The sequence below is a fragment of the Schaalia sp. genome (assembly GCF_050312375.1).
Taxonomy (GTDB): Bacteria; Actinomycetota; Actinomycetes; order Actinomycetales; family Actinomycetaceae; genus Pauljensenia; species Pauljensenia hyovaginalis.
Genome location: NZ_JBNOYB010000115.1, coordinates 1 through 16,354, shown reverse-complemented (window position 1 = coordinate 16,354; position 16,354 = coordinate 1). Strand labels below are relative to the sequence as shown.

The following is a 16,354-nucleotide window of genomic DNA, read 5'->3' as shown; positions in this document are numbered from 1 at the left end:
GGAACGGGCGATTCCCCCGGGGGGATCGGTGCATCGACGAGCCGCCGCCGGGAGTCTCAGGCGCGCCTGCGCGCGATGAAGGCCCACCCGCCGACGCCGATGAGCGCGCTGATGCCGATGCCGACCAGCATCCAGCTCCACCATGCGGACGAGGAGGAGGCGGCCGATCCGCGCTCCGGGTTGAGCAGGGCGCTCACCGGGGACTCCGGCTTGCTGAGGGCGCGGACCCTGCTCGAGCCCTCGTCCGTCCCCTCCTCGAAGGAAAGGCCCTCGGCAGCGCCCTCCTCGGCGGTCTCGCCTGCGGAGGCGGCGCCGTCCTCTCCGGATCCGCTCGCCGAGACGAGCGTTCCGGATACCGTGGAGGAACCCGATGCGCCGGAGGGAGCGGAAGCCGCGGAGGAGGCGGGTGCGCCGGAAGACGCGGGCGCGGGGCTCGCGCCGCCCGCTTGAACGGCCGTTCCGCCCTGGGGGCTCGCCGTGCCGAGGAGCGGATGAGCGCTCGTCGGCAGGGGGATCGACGAGGAGGCGGCCTGCGCACCGGTCGAAGCCGCCGGAGACGCGGGCGTGGAAGCGCCCCCGGATGACTCGGCGCGCGCGGCGGCGTTCAAGGAGGCGACGAGTTCATCGATCGGCAGGAGCTTGCCCCGGCTCGAGGAGGAGGAACCCGCAGCGGATCCGGGCGCGGGGGCCGTTCCCCCTGCGGCGTTCTTCGCGATCGCGGCATCTCCGACGAGGAAGACCGCGCGGAGGGTCTTCTCCACGGAGGTCCCGTCCTTGAGATGCGCGGTGTAGACGAAGTCCGTCGCGTAGCGGCCGGGCGCGGTGAAGTAGAAGGCCTGATGGTCGTGCGATCCGAAGAGGTAGGAGATGGCCGTATCGGGCTTGAGGGAATCGAGGCGCGTGACGAAGCCGTCGAAGAGGGAGGTGTTCCCCGTGATGAGTCGCCCGGGGCCCGTGAAATTCGCCAGGCGGACGGTGACCCCCGACGGGCCGAGTGCCGAGTAGTCGACGCGTTCGGTCGAGAAGCCGACCCAGGGGATGCCTTCGATCTGCGTCTCCGGCAGGCTCCACACGCCCTTCGGCGCGGCGGCCCGCAGTTCCTCGTAGCCCTTCGCGTTCGAGGGGATCATGGCGTGCGTGCTGTCGGGGACGGCGTAGGCGAAGGTGCCGGATTCGCGGATGACCGGTTTGCGCGGATCGACGGTGTCGAGGACGAATGCCTGAGCCTTCCCGTCCTTCAGCGAGAGCGCCTGATCCATGTGCCCCTCGCTGATGAGGTGGAGGGGCGAGGCCGGGTCCGCTGCGCCCCCGGTCGTCTCGCCCTCTGCGGGCGCGGAGGGGCTGAGGGGTTCCTTCGAGCCGCTCGTCTCACCCGATTGCGAGGGAGCGTCCGGGGCGGGCGTCGGCTGCTTCTTCTCAGCGTCGATCTCCTTGAGGGCGCGGATGGCGGCGTCTCCGACGACGAAGTAGGCGACCCGGGAGGCGTAGGAGTGGTTCTTCGCGACGTCGTCTGCGCTGATGGAGTATTCCACCTTGTAGACGCCGGGTTTCGTGAAGACGTGCGCGAGCGGCAGGGCCTTGGGATCGTTCGTGTGATTCTTCCGCTCTGCCCTCGTGACGGTGTCGTGGAGGGTCGTCATCTTCCCGTCCGCGATGGTGCCCGCGATGTAGCGCCCCTCCTTGGGGCCGCTGAAGACCGCGACGTCGAAGACGATCGGCTGGGAGCGCAGCTCGGCGGGCATCTTGGTGAAGTCGTAGCCGAGGGAGCCGTTCGGGCCGGACGCGGGCAGGACCCAGGCCTCGCCGATCTCGGTCTTCTGGCGGAGCGAATCGGGCACCTCGAGGATCGGGGCGTCGGAGGTGGGGGTTCCGTCCCGGGTGACGGTGAGCTCGACGGCCTTGATCGTCTTGCCGTCGCGCTGCGCGTCCGCCATCGAGGCCGCGTAGACGTAGTTCTGCGGTGCCGAGGGCGGGGCGGGAATGTACTGAGGACGGCGGAACAGGGTGTTGATCTGCGCGCGGGCCTCGTCAACGGCGGTCGTGTCGGCGGCGGGCGCCGCGGGGGCGGGATCGGAGGCGCCAGTCGTCCCGCCCGCCGACGGAGCGCCCGAAGCGGAGGGCTGATCGCGGACTTGCTCGGCGCTCAGGGAGATGGGGGTGAGGGAGGTCGTCGTCCCCTCGGGGAGCCCGACTTCGGCATCGGAACCGACGAGCCAGGTCACGGTCGTCGGTCGCGAGACCACCCGTTCCCCGCCGTCCTTGGGCTGGTAGGAGGCGACCATGGTGAGCCGGTAGACGCCCGCCTGCGTGAAGCTCCAGTTCCAGTGGCCGTGGGAGCCGATGCGGAGCTTCAAAGGGGCGAGGGCCGGATCGGAGGACAGTCCCCGGCTCAGCGAATCCGAACCGACGGTCCGCCACACCTCGACCCGACCGGGACCGGAGGCCCCGGTGATCTGGATGGAGATCTCATCGAGGAGAACGCCCTCGGGCAGCGAGTTCTCGTGATTCACGTCGAAGGCGCCGATGCCCGCCCAGACGGGCCGCCAGTTGTCGACGAGCTCCTGCGGGGCGTTCCACACGATGTCGCCGGGCTTGCCGAGGAAGTCGAAGAGCCCCTTGGGCTGCGAGGGGATCACCATCCGCGAGACTTCCCGTCCGTCGGAGCCGCGCGCGTCGGGGGCGAGACGGATGCACACCGATGCGGGGTCGTCGAGGACGTGCTGGCCGTCGATGACGGTCATGGCGAGCTCGCCCTTGATCCGAGTCGCATAGGCGGCGTCGACGTGGCTGTGATGGAGGATCTTGCGGCCGGCGCAGGCGTGGGCGACGCGCCCATCCGCTCCCGGCACGGCCGCGGGATCGGCGGCCGGTGAGCCCGCGGGCACGGCGAGGTCGGCGGGGAGCAGATCGCCTGCCCCCGGCTGTCCCGGCTTGTGCTCGGCGGCGAGGGCGGGCGCATCCGACTCGGGGGAGTCGGCCCGTGCCGCGGGCGCCGATGCCAGAGGCGCGAGGAGGAGGGCGGCGCCTACGAGGAGGGCTGCGGGGGAGTGGATTCTCATGCGGGGGTCCTTTCCGTGCGGGCCATGCGGATGCCCGCGAACTGAGCGGCGATGAGACCGCGCCCAGGAGCGAAGAGCCAGACGAGGATGAAGAGCAGCGCGGAGATGAGGACGATCGCCGCGCCGGAGGGGATGTCGAAGGACCACGAGGCCCAGATCCCGAGGAAGGCCGCGAGGGAGCCGAGGATCGGGGCGAGGATCATCATCGGGACGACCCGGTCGGTGAGGAGGCGGGCGCTCGCCGCGGGCGTGATGAGCAGGGCGAGGACGAGGATGTTCCCGATCGTCTGGACGGAGATGACGACGGCCGCGGCGATGGCGAGGTGGAGCACCAGGTCGATTCCCGCAACGCCCAGCCCCCGGGACCTCGCGTAGTCCCGATCGACGCTCACCAGGACGATGCGATCGTGGAAGACGGCGAGGAGCAGCCCGATGATGACGCACCCGATGAGGGAGGCGAGCAGGTCCGTGTTCGTCACACCGGTGAGGGAGCCGAAGAGGAGCGATTCGAGGGAGCCCGTGTATCCGGGCGTCTTCGCGACGATGACGAGGCCGAGCGCGAAGGCCGCGGCGAAGAAGATCCCGATGATGGAATCCTCGCGAATCCTGCGGTTCTGCGAGAAGGTGGAGATGAGGGCAGCGACGAGGAGGCCCGCGATGCCGCCGCCCACGAGGATCGACCCGTGCAGGGCGAAGGCGATGGCGATGCCGGGGAAGACCGCGTGCGAAAGGGCGTCGCCGACGAAGGACAGGCCCCTGAGCACCACGTGGGTCCCGACGACGCCGCAGATCACGGAGGAGGCGATGGCGATGAGCAGCGCGCGGGGCAGGAAGGCGAAGGTCGGATTCGTCAGGTCGGTGAGGAAGTCGAGGAAGGTCATCGCTTCACCATCCCCAGCGAGCGCAGCAGGGCCGAATCCTCCGCCACGTCGAAGGTGTCCATCCACAGGCCCGGCTCGAGGAGCGCATCGGGCTCGCCGTCCGCCTTGACGCTGCGGTTGAGCATGACGATCCTGTGGCAGATGTCGACGGCCTGAGTGAGGTCGTGGGTCGACATGAGGACGCCCACCCCCGTGCGCGCGAGGTCGACGAAGAGGCGCGACAGGGCGTCCTGGTTCGGATGGTCGAGACCGGTGAAGGGCTCGTCGAGCAGGAGCAGCTTTGGCCCGGTGACCAGGGCCCGTGCGACGAGGAGGCGCTGCTTCTGGCCGCCGGAGGTCTCCTGGATCGTGCGATTCCGATAGTCGTACATGCCGACCGCGTCGAGCGCCCGGTAGACGGCCTCCAGGCGTTCGAGGCGCCGGGGGGCGCGGCGCATCCCGACGTAGGCGCCGGCGACGAGTTGAGCGGCGCTCATCGGGTAGGACCAGTCGAGGTCCTGGCGCTGCGGCACGTATCCGATGGGGCCGTCCATCGTGCGGATCCGCCCCTCGATGCTGAGGAGTCCCATGATGGCGCGCATGAGGGTCGTCTTCCCCGCCCCGTTGGGGCCGATGAGCCCGACGAGCTCGCCGCTTTCAACCGTGAGGCTCACGCGGTCGAGGATCCGGCGCCCCCCCAGGGTGACGGACAGCGCATCGACCTCGAGCGCCCGGTTCATCGCTCCTCCTCCTGCTCGCGCTTCTCGCCCTCGACGATCTTCTCCGCGGCGCGCTCGCGGGAGCGGGAGTGCTTCTGGGCGATCAAGACGAACGCCAGGAGCGCGAGGGCGGCGATTCCGAGACCGCCTGCGAGGTAGAGGGGCAGGGAGGCGTGGGAGTCGAGGGCGGAGGGCTCGTCGACCTGGGCGGGCGCCTCGGGTGCGTTGGACTGGGTCCACGCCGCTTCCAGCGCCTTCTGGGCGTCGGCCTCGTTCCCTACGGCGAAGCGGAGGACGCGCGTATCCTCGACGGTCGATCCGTCGGTGAGCTGGGTTTGAAGGGACAGGCGGACGAGGTGGATGCCCGGCTGGGTGAAGACCCAGTTCGCGTGGGTGTGGGTGTTGGCGTCGATGTGGATCGGCTGGGCGGTCCCCTTCGTCGAGTTCCACAGTTCCTGCGGACCGGAGAAGTTCCCCGCCTCGACGAAGGCGTGGAAGTCGCCCTCGCCCTGGTGCCCTTCGAACACCAGGGTGGCGCCCTGCGCGAGGCGCGACACGACCTCGGGATCCTGGGTGTTCCATCCGAGCCAGACGACCTCGGCGATCTCGGACTGCGGAACGGCCCAGACCGGGCCCTGAGCCTGGATGAAGGAGTAGGCGTCGTCCTCGGGCAGGGAGAGCTGAGCCGCGTCCGAGACCCGGAAGACGACATCGTCGATGTGCCGCCAGACCGGGTGCTCGGCCGTGTCGTCGCGCGCGAGGAAGGTCCACTTCCCGTCGATGAACTTCGGCCCCAGGTCGACGTGCCCCGCGGAGATCTCGACGGGGGTGCCCGCGGGGGCGATCTCCTCATCGGATTCGACGACCTGCGTCAAGGAGGGGTCGAGCGTGGTCGAGTCCTCGGCGAGTGCCGGGTTCGCGCCGACGAGCAGCGCTGGGACGAGGGCGGTCAACGCCGTGGCGCGGATGAGCATGCGTGAGAGTTTCACTGTTCTCCTGAGAGGGAAGGGACGGAATCCTCGTCCGAGAGCGGCCATGCGGGCAGGGACTCGGGGTCGAGGCAGGATTTGATCGAACGGGTGTTGAACTCCATGAGCGCCCGGTAGGTGGGGACCTCGGTGGTGAGCGTGTCGGAGTGGAGTTCGCAGACGGACTTGCCCGTCGCTCGGGCGAGGGCCGTGAGTTCGCCCAGGTGGGACAGGGAGTTGGCTTCTACGAAGACGCCGGATGCCGGAGAGGTCTTGAGGACTCGCGCGAGGTTGGCGAGCTGGAAGGCGGAGGGTTCGAGCGAGGGGTTCGGGGCGACGAAGCCCCCGATCTTGAGCCCGTAGGCCCGGCCGTAGTAGCCGAAGGAATCGTGGGCCGTCACGAGGGAGCGCTTCGCTTCGGGGATCGAGGCGATGACGCTCCGGATCCACCGGTCGAGGGTCTCGAACTCGGCCTTCGTCCGGGCGGCGTTCTTCCTGTATTCGGGGGCGCGTTCCGGGTCGGTCCGGGCCAGCTGATCGGCGATGAGCTCGGTGTAGGCGATGGCGTTCGTGACGTCGTGCCACATGTGCGGGTCGATCTCGCCGTGAACGTGCGTTCCGATGACGGCCTGGGCGAGGATGCGGACCTCGTCGCCGGGGTCGGCGAGGAAGCGCCACTTGTTGTCCGGGATCAGGGTGGTCGTCGTGTCGGGCACGGCGATCACGATCCGCGCGGGATCGAGCTCGCCCTTCGCGTCCGATCGCAGTGCGAGTCCGCCTTCGAGGTGCGCGGTGAGGTCGGCGTGCCCGGAATCGAGGATCGTGCGGCCCAGCGCGTGCGGGTCGGTGCCGACGGAGAAGGTGAGGCCGGCGGTGCCCAGGGGCGTCTCCCCGGCGGGGGAGACGAGGGTCGCCTTCAGGTCGAGCGTGTAGTCGCCGGGCCGGGTGAAGCCCCAGGACATGTGCGTGTGGGCGTTGGTCGGCAGCTCGACCCGGTCGTCCGAGTCGATCCCGTCCTTCGAGGCGATCCAGGGGCGCGGTTCGCCGAAAGTGCCGGTGGTGAATGCCGCCATGTCGCCGGGGCCGGTCGCCCTCGTCGCTTCGAAGCGCACGGTTGAATCCGCCGAGGCCTGGCCGTCGACGCGCAGGCCCAGCCAGATCGTCGCCAGCGAGATGTCTTCGACGAGCGGGATCGGCCGTGCGCCGAAGGGCACCGATTCGGAGCCGAGGTCGATGCGGGGCGCGCCCTCGGGGAGGTTCGCGTCGATCTGCTTGGACAGGGCGGTGCTCTCCAGGAGCAGCCCGTTCGAGAAGGCGATGTCGGCGTGGGCGATGTCGCGCAACTGGGCCATGGAGGGCTCGAAGGAGTGGGGGTCGGCGCCCTCGGGGATGAGGGAGTGGACTTCGGCATCGGGGGCGACATTGCGGACGAGGTCGGCGATGATCGGCGTCGAGGCGACGATCGAGATCCCCGGCCCGGAGGATTCGGAGGGCGCCGCCCCGCCCTGCGCGCATCCGGCGAGCCCGGTCGTGGCGAGGACGAGGGCGGCGGCGCTCAGCCCCGCCCTGCGCGCGCCCCTTCGGCGCCGGGACGCGGTCGATGCGGTGCTCACAGCGCGCGCAGCCGACGTGCGAGGGCGAAGCCGACGACCGCGAGAACGGGGGCGACGACGAGCAGGGTGAGGGCGGAGGAGCCCGTCGATGCGAGTCCCGAGGGCAGTGCGGAGGCGTCGACGTTATGGCCCTCGGCGCGCAGGCGGGCGATCGTCGCCTCGTCAAGGGTGCAGGGCCGCCCGTCGGCCGTGCGCCCCACGTAGGTGGTCTGGCCGCCCGGGCCGCCGATGCTGCCGAACCAGCGGGTGCCGACGAGGGATCCGAAGTTCCCGGACTCGAAGACCGCGAGGGCTCCCGGACCGGAGACGCCGTTGAGCGTCCACGTCACGTCGCCGCTCGTGTTGCGGAGCAGCTCGGGGTGCATGGTGTTGGCGCCGACCCACGGGACCGAGGCGACCTGGCTGGAGGAGATCATCCAGACCTTCTGGCCCTGCTTCGCGATGAATTCGATTCCTGCGGGTGCGCTCACCTCGGCGGCCGAACCGAGTCCGAAGACGAGGGCGGAGGGGTTCATCCACCGGGCGGGCTGGGTCCGGTCGTCCTTGACGAGCATGGAGATCCCCGATGCGCTGGCGGAGGTGCCGATGTCGAAGTGGCCGGAGTCGGCGTTGCCGGAGCCCCCGACCTCGAAGGTGAGGATCGCGGAGGTGCGGGCGATCTGCCCGGACTTCATGCGCGCGCTCTGGGTGATCGACACCTTGTAGGTGCCGGCTTGGGTGAAGACCCAGTTCGGGTGGACGTGCGTGTTCGCGCGGATCGTATGGGAGCCGCCGACGGCCGTGCCGCCGCCGGAGGCGGTCAGGGGAGTCGGGATGCACTGCTCCGCTGCGGTCGCGGCCTTGAGGTCCGAGGCCCCGTTCGTCCGGGTTTTCTCGGAGGCGGGGGCGTCCTTCGCGGGCTCTGAGGCGCTCTGCTTCTCGCCGGCTGCGCGGGAGGGGAGCAGTGTCGCGGCTCGGGCCTCCGCCCGGGCGAGGGCTTCGCCGCCCACCGCGAAGGTGTAGACCGCGGCTTCGCTCACGAGCCGTCCCTTCGGGGTCTGCGCTTCGGCGTGAAGGGTGAGGGTGTAGTCGCCCGGCGCGCTGAAGAGCCAATTCGCGTGCTCGTGGGTCGGGGAGTGCTGGAGGATCGAGCGGCCCGACGCCGCATCGTACCCTCCCTGTTCGAACACCGGGTTCACGGCGTTGAAGGCCCCGGAGCGCCACAGGTAGACCGTGCCGGGTCCTTCAACGGTGTCGATGACCAGGCGGATCTGAGTGGGGGAGAGGCCGGCGATGCGCGTGGAGTCCCATCCGGGCCAGAGCAGGGACGGGTTCTCCGACTGTGGAAGGGCGTAGCCGGCTGCGCCGATCCCTTCGATCGAGGCCGTGGCGTCGGTCTTGGCCTCGTCGCCGACTCCGAAGATGATCGTCGCCGGGTTGTGGAAGTGCGGCGTTCCGGGCGTGGAGAGGTCTTCCTTGGCGACGAGGGAGATCGAATCGCCGTTGGGCACGAGGGCGAAGACATCGGTGTGACCGCGTGTGAGGAGCGTCGTCGCGGTCGATCCTGCTGCGGTCGGGGGCGTCGTCTCGGCGGCGATGGCCTTGTGGGGGAGCAGGCCCGTGAGAAGGAGGGTGAGCGCGAGGACGAGGAGCGCGGCCTGGAGGCGGTGGCGCGCGGGAAGCCTGTCGAGGAGACGCATGAAGACCTTTATAAGTAATGGGAATGGCTATCATTAGAAAGATAGTCCTTCTCCTCGACTTCGTCGACTCCGCTCCCGCCTGCCCGTAGCGCCCCCGCGAAGGCGAGCCGCCCCCGCTCCGGACTGCGTTCATCCCTCCCCGCCGGGAGGGCGCATCGCATCGGACCGGCGGATTTCCGCGCAGAACCGGTCGTCGAGGGGCGGCCGTCCCCTTGAGGAGCGGGGCGCGCATCGAAGAGGGGCGCGTCCTCCTCGGCGGAGAGCTCCGCTGAAAATGCCCTTTGTGAAATGCGCCCCGCCCTCGTCGCCCTCGTCGAAGGCCCTGTCGGAGGACCCTTCTCCTCGCCGTGTCGCGGTCGCTCTCGGCGGACGAAGGTGATGCTTTCGGCGGCTGAAGGTGATGCTTTCGGCGAGGGGCGAGGTCTGAATGACGGCATCGAGGAGGGGGACCGAATGGCGGTTCCGCGCGATCGCCTCGACGAGACCGGCGAGGATCCCCGTCGCGAGGATCGCCCCCGCGAAGCGGAGGTCGTGACGCTTGCCGGATGCCGGAGGATCGGGATTCAAGGGGCTCGCTTAACGACCCCGTGTTACGAAGGACCGGGTGGCGGACCCCGCGATGCGAGGGGCGCTTCCGCGTCCTAGGCTCATCGGTCATGAGCCGCACGATCTTCGCCTCCGCCTCCTCCGCCGTCTCGGTGGAGCGCGTGCCGATGCGCGCTCTTCGCGACTGCCCGTGTCGGAGCTGTTGTCGCTGACCCGCCGATTCAGCCGGACCGGAGCGTCCTGCGACGGCTTGCGCGCCTGAGGGCGCGCCCTTCGGGGCCCAAGCCCCTTCCCCTCGTCCCCCTTCGGCATCCGGGCCTGGCCCGGCGTGCGTCCCTTTCCTCTGCCTCCCAGGAGCCACCATGCCCTCTTCCCTCCTCGCCCGCGCGCTTTCGGCCTCGGCACTCGCCCTCATCCCCGTGCTCGCCCTCGGCGCCTGCTCCTCGGCGCCGACGACCGACTCCGGGTCCGCGGGCACCGCGTCGAGCGCCGCGGCGGACGACGCCCTCGCCGCACTCCGGAAGTCCGGCGTGCTGAAGATCGGGACGGAGGGCACCTACGCGCCCTTCACCTACCACGATCCGGCGACGAATGAGCTCACCGGCTACGACGTCGAGGTCATCAGCGCGCTCGCCGACAAGCTCGGCGTCACCCCGGAGTTCGCCGAGGTGAAGTGGGACGCGATCTTCGCCGGCCTCGAGGCGGGGCGCTACGACCTCATCGCGAACCAGGTGAGCGTCAATGACGAGCGCCTCGCCCGCTACGACCTCTCCAACACCTACGCGAGCTCGAGCCCGGTCGCCCTCGTCGCCGAGGACGACACCTCGATCACCTCGATCGAGGACGTCGCAGGGCGCAGGGCCGCCCACTCGGCGACCTCGAACTGGACGCGGATCTCCAAGGACGCGGGGGCGAGGCTCGAACCCGTCGACGGCTTCACCGAGGCGGTCGCCGCGATCCGCGACGGCCGCGTCGACTACACGATCAACGACGGCCTCGCCGTCCTCGACTACCTGAAGTCGACGCGGGACCCGGGCGTGAAGATCGCCTTCGAGCTCCCGGATCGGGCTGTCGCCCAGGCCTTCGCCCTGCGCAAGGACTCCGGACTCCTCGACGCGATCAATGGGGCCCTCGACGAGCTCAGGGCCGAGGGCACGCTCCAGGCGATCTCCGAGAAGTACTTCGGCGTGGACGTCTCCGCGCCGCTCGACGACTCCGCGCAATCCGCGAAGTGAACCCCCTCCCGCCCTCGTCCCCTCACGGCGGCCGAGGGCGGGGCCGCGGCCTGCGAGCCGCTCATGAGAAAGGCCCCGCGTGGACACCACCGCCCTCGATCTCCTCAGCCGGTCGATCTGGCCGCTGGCCCGCGGCGCGCTCGCCGCGACGATCCCCCTCACCCTCGCCTCCTTCGCAATCGGGCTCGTCATCGCGATCCTCATCGCCCTCGCCCGCCTCAGCGAGTCGCGGATCCTCAGGGGACTCGCGGGCGTCTACGTCTCCCTCATCCGGGGGACGCCGCTCCTCGTCCAGCTCTTCGTCATCTTCTACGCGCTCCCGCAGCTCGGGGTCGTCATCGACCCCTTCCCCTCGGCGATCCTCGCCTTCTCCCTCAATGTCGGCGGCTACACGGCCGAGACGATCCGAGCGGCGATCCTCTCCGTCCCCACGGGGCAGTGGGAGGCGGCGGAGACGATCGGCCTCGACCGTGCGACGACGCTGCGCCGGGTCATCGCCCCGCAGGCCCTGCGCGTCGCCGTCCCGCCGCTCTTCAACACCTTCATCGGCCTCGTCAAAGACACCTCGCTCGCCTCCTCGATCATGGTGAGCGAGCTGCTGCGCGAGGCGCAGATCATCGCCGCGCCGAGCTACCGCTTCCTCCTCCTCTACTCGCTCGCCGCACTGTACTACTGGCTCATCTGCACGGTCCTGGCGACCGCCCAGTCCCGAATCGAGAAGAAGCTGGAGGCTCACTCATGACCGCACCGCTCCTCGCCGTGTCCGGCCTGAGGAAGTCCTACGGGGACCGCGAGGTCCTGCGGGGCGTCGACCTTCATGCCGAGGCCGGCACCGTCACCGCCCTCATCGGCCCCTCCGGATCGGGCAAGACGACCCTTCTGCGCTCCCTCGACGCCCTCGAGATCCCCGAGGTCGGGAGGGTCCGCATCGGCGACGCGGAAGTCGACTACTCGGCGAAGCCCAGCAGGGGGGAGCTCCAGGCCCTGCGGGCGAAGTCGGGAATGGTCTTCCAGACCCACCACCTCTTCCCGCACCGCACCGCCCTCGAGAACGTCATCGAGGGCCCGGTCCACGCCCAGAAGCGCCCGCTCGCCGAGGCGAAGGAGCAGGCCGTCGAGCTGCTCGGCAGGGTCGGGCTCGCGGACAAGCTCGACGCCTATCCTGCGAGCCTGTCGGGCGGTCAGGCCCAGCGCGTCGGCATCGCCCGCGCCCTCGCCCTCGAGCCCGAGCTCCTCCTCTTCGACGAGCCGACCTCCGCCCTCGATCCGGAGACCGTGGGGGACGTCCTCGAAGTGATCCGCGATCTTTCCGATCAGGGATGGACGATGGTGATCGTCACCCACGAGATTGCCTTCGCCCGCGACGTCGCCGACCGGGTCCTCTTCCTCGACGGCGGGAGGATCGTCGAGGAGGGGAGTGCGCGCGAGGTCCTCTCGCGCCCGAAGAACGAGCGCACGCGGCGCTTCCTCTCGCGCGTCCTCGATCCGCTGCGCACCGCCGAGCTCTCCGCGTCCCTTTAGGTCGTGCGCCCCTGTTCCGCCGAAAGCATCACTTTGTCGCGCCGAAAGCATCACGTTGCTGCATCGAAAGCATCACTTTGTCGCGCCGAAAGCATCACTTTGCCGCGCCGAAAGCATCACTTTGCCGCGCCGAGAGTATTCCCGCACTCGCCGCGCGCCGCTCTCGATCAGTCCTTCTGGTGCTTCGCGGCCCCGGTTCCGCAGGAGTCGTCGATGCGCCTCTCGATCCGGGTGAAGACCCGATCGAGGACCTCGATCTCCTCATCGGACAGGTCGTTGAGCGCGAGCGAGCGGATGATGTCGCGGTGAACGAGCGCAGTCTCGCGGAAGTGGTCCGCGCCTTCGGAGGTGAGGTGGATGAGTCCGCCGCGACCGTCCTCGGCGCAGGTCGTACGGGAGAGGAACCCGCGTGCGATGAGCCTGTTCACCGTGTGAGTCAAACGGGAGGGGCTGAAAACAACCTGGTGGGCGAGAAGCGAGGGGCGGATGCCCTCGTCCCCGGCCCGCGAGACTTGGAGCAGGACGTTGTATTCGGGGAGGCTGATCCTCCGCTTGCTCTTGAGCTCGGTCTCGATCCGGTTGGTCAGGCGTGTCGTGGTCGTGAAGTAGGCCTCCCACGCCCGTCCACGCGCGTCGCGTCGGGTCATTCGATGCCTCCCATGAGCTCTTCAAATTCGACGAATCCGGGCCACGTGTCGGCTTCGGTCGGCGCTTTCGTGTGAGCATCAAGTGTAGCTGTTCGAATCGTCTGCGCGCCCTCGGGGCGGGACGACCCGTGTCCGGGGAGCCGTGAGAGGAGCTCTTGCGACGCCCTGCGGATGCGTCGGGAGAGTCCGTCGCCGCCGCTGGGATCCGAGTCGTGCGCGTGCGCGCCCCAGTCCTCGGTCGCCGCGTAGACGGCGGTCGGGACGGGGTCGGCGTGCTGATAGGTGAACAGGGGGCGCATCGCGACTTCCGTGACCAGGCTGTGCCGGGGAGTGCCTCCCGTGGCGCCGAGGGCGACCGGCTTCCCCCTGAGGGCGTCCGGGTCGAGCACGTCGAAGAAGGACTTGAACAGTCCGGAGTAGGAGGCCTGATACGTGGGGGTGAGCGCGACGATCCCGTCGGCGCTCATGACGGTCTTCTGGGCCTCGGCGAGGCGCTCGTTCGGGAATCCGGTGAGGGCGTGGTCCGTGATCGCATGTGCGAGCGGCCGCAGCGCGATGGTCCGGACCTCGATCCGCGAGGCGGGGGCCGCACTCGCGTCCTCGAGGGCCGAACGGAAGCGGGATGCGAGGTTCGCGGTCGAGGATTCCTCGCTCATCCCGGCGTGGATGATGACGATCGTGGGCACTGCTCCTCGATTCTTTTCCGGTGGCGCCGCTGGTGCGGGGCGTCAGGCGAGCTCGCGCAGGAGGGCGTCGGCGTGCGAGACGGCCGCTTCCTCGGATTCGCGCTGCTCGTAGAAAGAGGCGCCGGTCACCGAGTCCTCCTCGGAGGCGATGCGCACTCCGAAGGCGTCGGAGTTGCCGAAGGCCTCTGCGGCCGCGGCTTTCACGCGGGCGGGGGCGGTGGTCGCCGAGGGGGCGGCCGCCCCGCCCAGGCGGACGGATTCGGCGACTCCTTCGGCGCGGGCGAGTTCTCGGTGGATCTCGTTGACGGCGTCCGCCCCGTCGCGTTCGGCGAGGAGGGAGGCGTGAGTCGGCGGGTTCGCGGGGGCTTGCGGGTCGCGCATGGCGTCGAATTCGCGGCGCAGGATCGGGACGATCTCGCCGAGGTGGTCGATCTGCTCGAGGACGGTGCGCAGGGGCAGGCCGGCGTGGTCGATGAGGAAGAGCTGGCGCTGGTAGTCGCCGACGACGTCGCGGAATTCGAGGGTGCGGTCGATGACCTCCTGCGGGGAGCCGACGGTGAGGGGGGTCTGGCGCATGAAATCTTCGAGGCTGGGACCGTTTCCGTAGACGGGCGCGTTGTCGAAGTAAGGGCGGAATTCGGCAATGGCGTCCTGGGAGTTCTTCCGCATGAAGACCTGGCCGCCGAGGCCGACGATCGCCTTCTTCTGGACGCCGTGCCCGTAATGCTCGAAACGTTCGCGATAAAGCGCGACCATTCGGGCGGTGTGCGAGGGCGGCCAGAAGATGTTGTTGTGGAAGAATCCGTCGCCGTAGTAGGCGGCTTGCTCCGCGATTTCGGGGGAGCGGATTGAACCGTGCCATACGAATGGGGGGATTCCGTCGAGGGGGCGGGGCGTCGAGGTGAATCCGCGCAAAGGCGTGCGGAATCTGCCGGACCAGTCGATGTCCTCCTCCGACCAGAGCCTGCGCAGCAGGGCGTAGTTCTCGATCGCGAGCGGGATGCCCTGGCGGATGTCCTGACCGAACCAGGGGTAGACGGGGCCGGTGTTCCCGCGTCCCATCATGAGGTCGATGCGACCGTCCGCCATGTATTGGAGCATGGCGTAGTCCTCGGCGATCTTCACCGGGTCGTTCGTCGTGATGAGCGTCGTCGAAGTCGACAGGATGAGGGATTCTGTCGCGCCGGCGATGCGGGCGAGGGTCGTCGTGGGCGAGGAGGAGAAGAAGGGCGGGTTGTGGTGCTCTCCGAGGGCGAAGACGTCGAGGCCGGCCTCTTCGGCGTGCTTCGCCATGATGAGGATGTCGGCGATGCGCTCGGATTCGGTGGGGGTGCGTCCGGTCGTCGGGTCGGTGGTGAGGTCGGAGACGCTCATGATTCCGAACTGCATAGGGGCTCCTTCGTCGGCGTTGACACCAGAATAGTACAAGTTTCAACTAACTGGGGGAGGGGCGGGGTGATCCTGTTCACGCACGCAAGAAGCGTCGGGGGGGTGAACCTGATCGCGGGCGAGGGAATTCGCCTATTCGCTTCATAAGAATTATCACCTTCTTCGGAGGCATTCCTCTTGCTATTCTTCTTGTGGAATAACGAGCCGAACGTCGGCCCGTCCGAAATGAAAGAGAATCTCGAATGAAGAAGACCCAGGTCGTCCTCGTTGATGACATCGATGGCGGTGCCGCCGACGACACCATCGTTTTCGCTTTCAAGGGCGTCTCCTACGAAATCGATCTTTCTGAAGCGCACATCGAAGAAATGACCGCTGATTTCGCGAAGTGGACGCAGAAGGCGCGGCGCGTGGGCGGCCGTCAGACCCGCTCCCGCTCCGCGAAGCCCAAGGCGGATTCACGCGCCGCCCTCATTCGCGAATGGGCCAAGGCCGAAGGGGTGGCCGTCAACGAGCGCGGTCGCATCTCCGCCGATGTCGTGGCCGCCTATGAGGCCGCGAAGGCCTGAAAAGCGCTCGCTCGCCGAGTGACACGCTCTGAAGAGAATGGAAGAATAACGGCATGACCTACACATTGGTGCTGCTCCGCCACGGCGAGAGCGAATGGAATGCGAAGAACCTCTTCACCGGTTGGGTGGACGTCCCCCTCTCCGAGAAGGGCCGTGCGGAAGCCGCCCACGGCGGTGAGCTCCTCAAGGAGTCCGGAGTCCTTCCGGACGTCCTCTTCACCTCGATGCTGCGCCGCGCGATCATGACGGCGAACCTCGCCCTCGACGCGGCCGATCGCCACTGGATCCCCGTCGAGCGCAACTGGCGCCTCAACGAGCGCCACTACGGCGCCCTCCAGGGGAAGAACAAGAAGGAGATCCGCGACGAGTACGGCGAGGATCAGTTCATGCAGTGGCGTCGCTCCTACGACGTTCCGCCGCCCGCCATCGAGGCCGGCTCGGAGTACTCCCAGGACGCCGATCCGCGCTACGCCGGTGAGCCGATCCCGATGACCGAGTGCCTCAAGGACGTCCTCGAGCGCCTCCTGCCCTACTGGGAGGGCACCATCGTCCCCACGATCAAGACGGGTAAGACCGTGATGATCGCCGCGCACGGCAACTCCCTGCGCGCCATCGTCAAGCACCTCGACGAGATCTCCGATGACGAGATCGCCGGCGTCAACATCCCGACCGGCATCCCGCTCGTCTACGAGCTCGATGAGGAGACCCTCAAGCCCGTGAAGAAGGGCGGCACCTACCTCGATCCCGAGGCCGAGGCGAAAATCGCCGCCGTCGCCAACCAGGGCAAGTGAGTCCGGAGCGCGGCGCCTCATCGCCTGCGCGATGACCGCGCGCGATCGACTGCCGAGCGGGGCCCGTCCGGACAA

14 protein-coding genes are annotated in these 16,354 nt (G+C 68.9%); 5 read left to right on the top strand and 9 right to left on the bottom strand.

Going from position 1 to position 16,354, the window contains the following annotated elements; translation table 11 throughout:
• Positions 1-56: 56 nt before the first annotated feature.
• The 6 genes from ACQY7V_RS09190 to ACQY7V_RS09165 are packed head-to-tail and all read right to left on the bottom strand — an operon-like array spanning position 57 to position 8,898.
• A complete protein-coding gene (locus tag ACQY7V_RS09190) occupies positions 57-3,059 on the bottom strand; it encodes a choice-of-anchor M domain-containing protein (protein ID WP_320835943.1) in 3,003 nt (1,000 codons plus the stop codon).
• Positions 3,056-3,940: an anchored repeat-type ABC transporter permease subunit gene (locus ACQY7V_RS09185; RefSeq protein WP_320835944.1), complete on the bottom strand. Its 885-nt coding sequence runs from the start codon at positions 3,938-3,940 to the stop codon at positions 3,056-3,058. Before ACQY7V_RS09185 ends, ACQY7V_RS09190 begins: the two co-directional genes overlap by 4 nt.
• Complete coding sequence (locus ACQY7V_RS09180; RefSeq protein WP_320835945.1) at positions 3,937-4,659, bottom strand: metal ABC transporter ATP-binding protein; 723 nt, start codon at positions 4,657-4,659, stop codon at positions 3,937-3,939. The genes ACQY7V_RS09185 and ACQY7V_RS09180 overlap by 4 nt, the downstream gene beginning before the upstream one ends.
• The gene (locus tag ACQY7V_RS09175; protein ID WP_320835946.1) at positions 4,656-5,627 is read right to left on the bottom strand and encodes a choice-of-anchor M domain-containing protein; all 972 of its coding nucleotides are present in this window, start codon (positions 5,625-5,627) and stop codon (positions 4,656-4,658) included. The genes ACQY7V_RS09180 and ACQY7V_RS09175 overlap by 4 nt, the downstream gene beginning before the upstream one ends.
• Positions 5,624-7,219, bottom strand: coding sequence for an anchored repeat ABC transporter, substrate-binding protein (locus ACQY7V_RS09170; protein ID WP_320835947.1), 1,596 nt, complete (start codon positions 7,217-7,219; stop codon positions 5,624-5,626). Before ACQY7V_RS09170 ends, ACQY7V_RS09175 begins: the two co-directional genes overlap by 4 nt.
• The gene (locus ACQY7V_RS09165; RefSeq protein WP_320835948.1) at positions 7,216-8,898 is read right to left on the bottom strand and encodes a choice-of-anchor M domain-containing protein; all 1,683 of its coding nucleotides are present in this window, start codon (positions 8,896-8,898) and stop codon (positions 7,216-7,218) included. The genes ACQY7V_RS09170 and ACQY7V_RS09165 overlap by 4 nt, the downstream gene beginning before the upstream one ends.
• Positions 8,899-9,806: 908 nt before the next feature.
• On the opposite strand from ACQY7V_RS09165, the gene ACQY7V_RS09160 reads away from it, so the two are divergent.
• The 3 genes from ACQY7V_RS09160 to ACQY7V_RS09150 all read left to right on the top strand — a co-directional run bounded on the left by ACQY7V_RS09160 (position 9,807) and on the right by ACQY7V_RS09150 (position 12,200).
• Positions 9,807-10,679, top strand: a complete 873-nt coding sequence (locus ACQY7V_RS09160) for a transporter substrate-binding domain-containing protein (RefSeq protein WP_428639924.1) — start codon at positions 9,807-9,809, stop codon at positions 10,677-10,679.
• 79 nt (positions 10,680-10,758) lie between these two features.
• A complete protein-coding gene (locus ACQY7V_RS09155) occupies positions 10,759-11,421 on the top strand; it encodes an amino acid ABC transporter permease (protein WP_428639921.1) in 663 nt (220 codons plus the stop codon).
• A complete protein-coding gene (locus ACQY7V_RS09150; protein WP_428639919.1) occupies positions 11,418-12,200 on the top strand; it encodes an amino acid ABC transporter ATP-binding protein in 783 nt (260 codons plus the stop codon). Before ACQY7V_RS09155 ends, ACQY7V_RS09150 begins: the two co-directional genes overlap by 4 nt.
• A gap of 167 nt (positions 12,201-12,367) precedes the next feature.
• Here ACQY7V_RS09150 and ACQY7V_RS09145 read toward each other — a convergent pair whose 3' ends face one another.
• From ACQY7V_RS09145 to ACQY7V_RS09135, 3 genes are read right to left on the bottom strand one after another with little or no spacing between them, the layout of a single operon-like run.
• Entirely contained in the window at positions 12,368-12,847 is a 480-nt protein-coding gene (locus tag ACQY7V_RS09145; RefSeq protein ID WP_154475300.1) for a MarR family winged helix-turn-helix transcriptional regulator, read from the bottom strand.
• Entirely contained in the window at positions 12,844-13,533 is a 690-nt protein-coding gene (locus ACQY7V_RS09140; RefSeq protein ID WP_303773136.1) for a CE1759 family FMN reductase, read from the bottom strand. Before ACQY7V_RS09140 ends, ACQY7V_RS09145 begins: the two co-directional genes overlap by 4 nt.
• A gap of 42 nt (positions 13,534-13,575) precedes the next feature.
• Positions 13,576-14,922 (bottom strand): LLM class flavin-dependent oxidoreductase, encoded by a 1,347-nt coding sequence (locus ACQY7V_RS09135; RefSeq protein ID WP_303773138.1) that lies wholly within the window; start codon positions 14,920-14,922, stop codon positions 13,576-13,578.
• Between the two features lie 242 nt (positions 14,923-15,164).
• Here ACQY7V_RS09135 and ACQY7V_RS09130 point away from each other — a divergent pair, with 242 nt between their 5' ends.
• Both ACQY7V_RS09130 and ACQY7V_RS09125 read left to right on the top strand, forming a co-directional pair.
• Complete coding sequence (locus ACQY7V_RS09130; protein ID WP_154475296.1) at positions 15,165-15,488, top strand: histone-like nucleoid-structuring protein Lsr2; 324 nt, start codon at positions 15,165-15,167, stop codon at positions 15,486-15,488.
• Positions 15,489-15,541: 53 nt separating this feature from the next.
• On the top strand, positions 15,542-16,279 hold the full coding sequence (locus ACQY7V_RS09125) for a phosphoglyceromutase (protein WP_184451540.1): 738 nt from the start codon (positions 15,542-15,544) through the stop codon (positions 16,277-16,279).
• Positions 16,280-16,354: the final 75 nt, after the last annotated feature.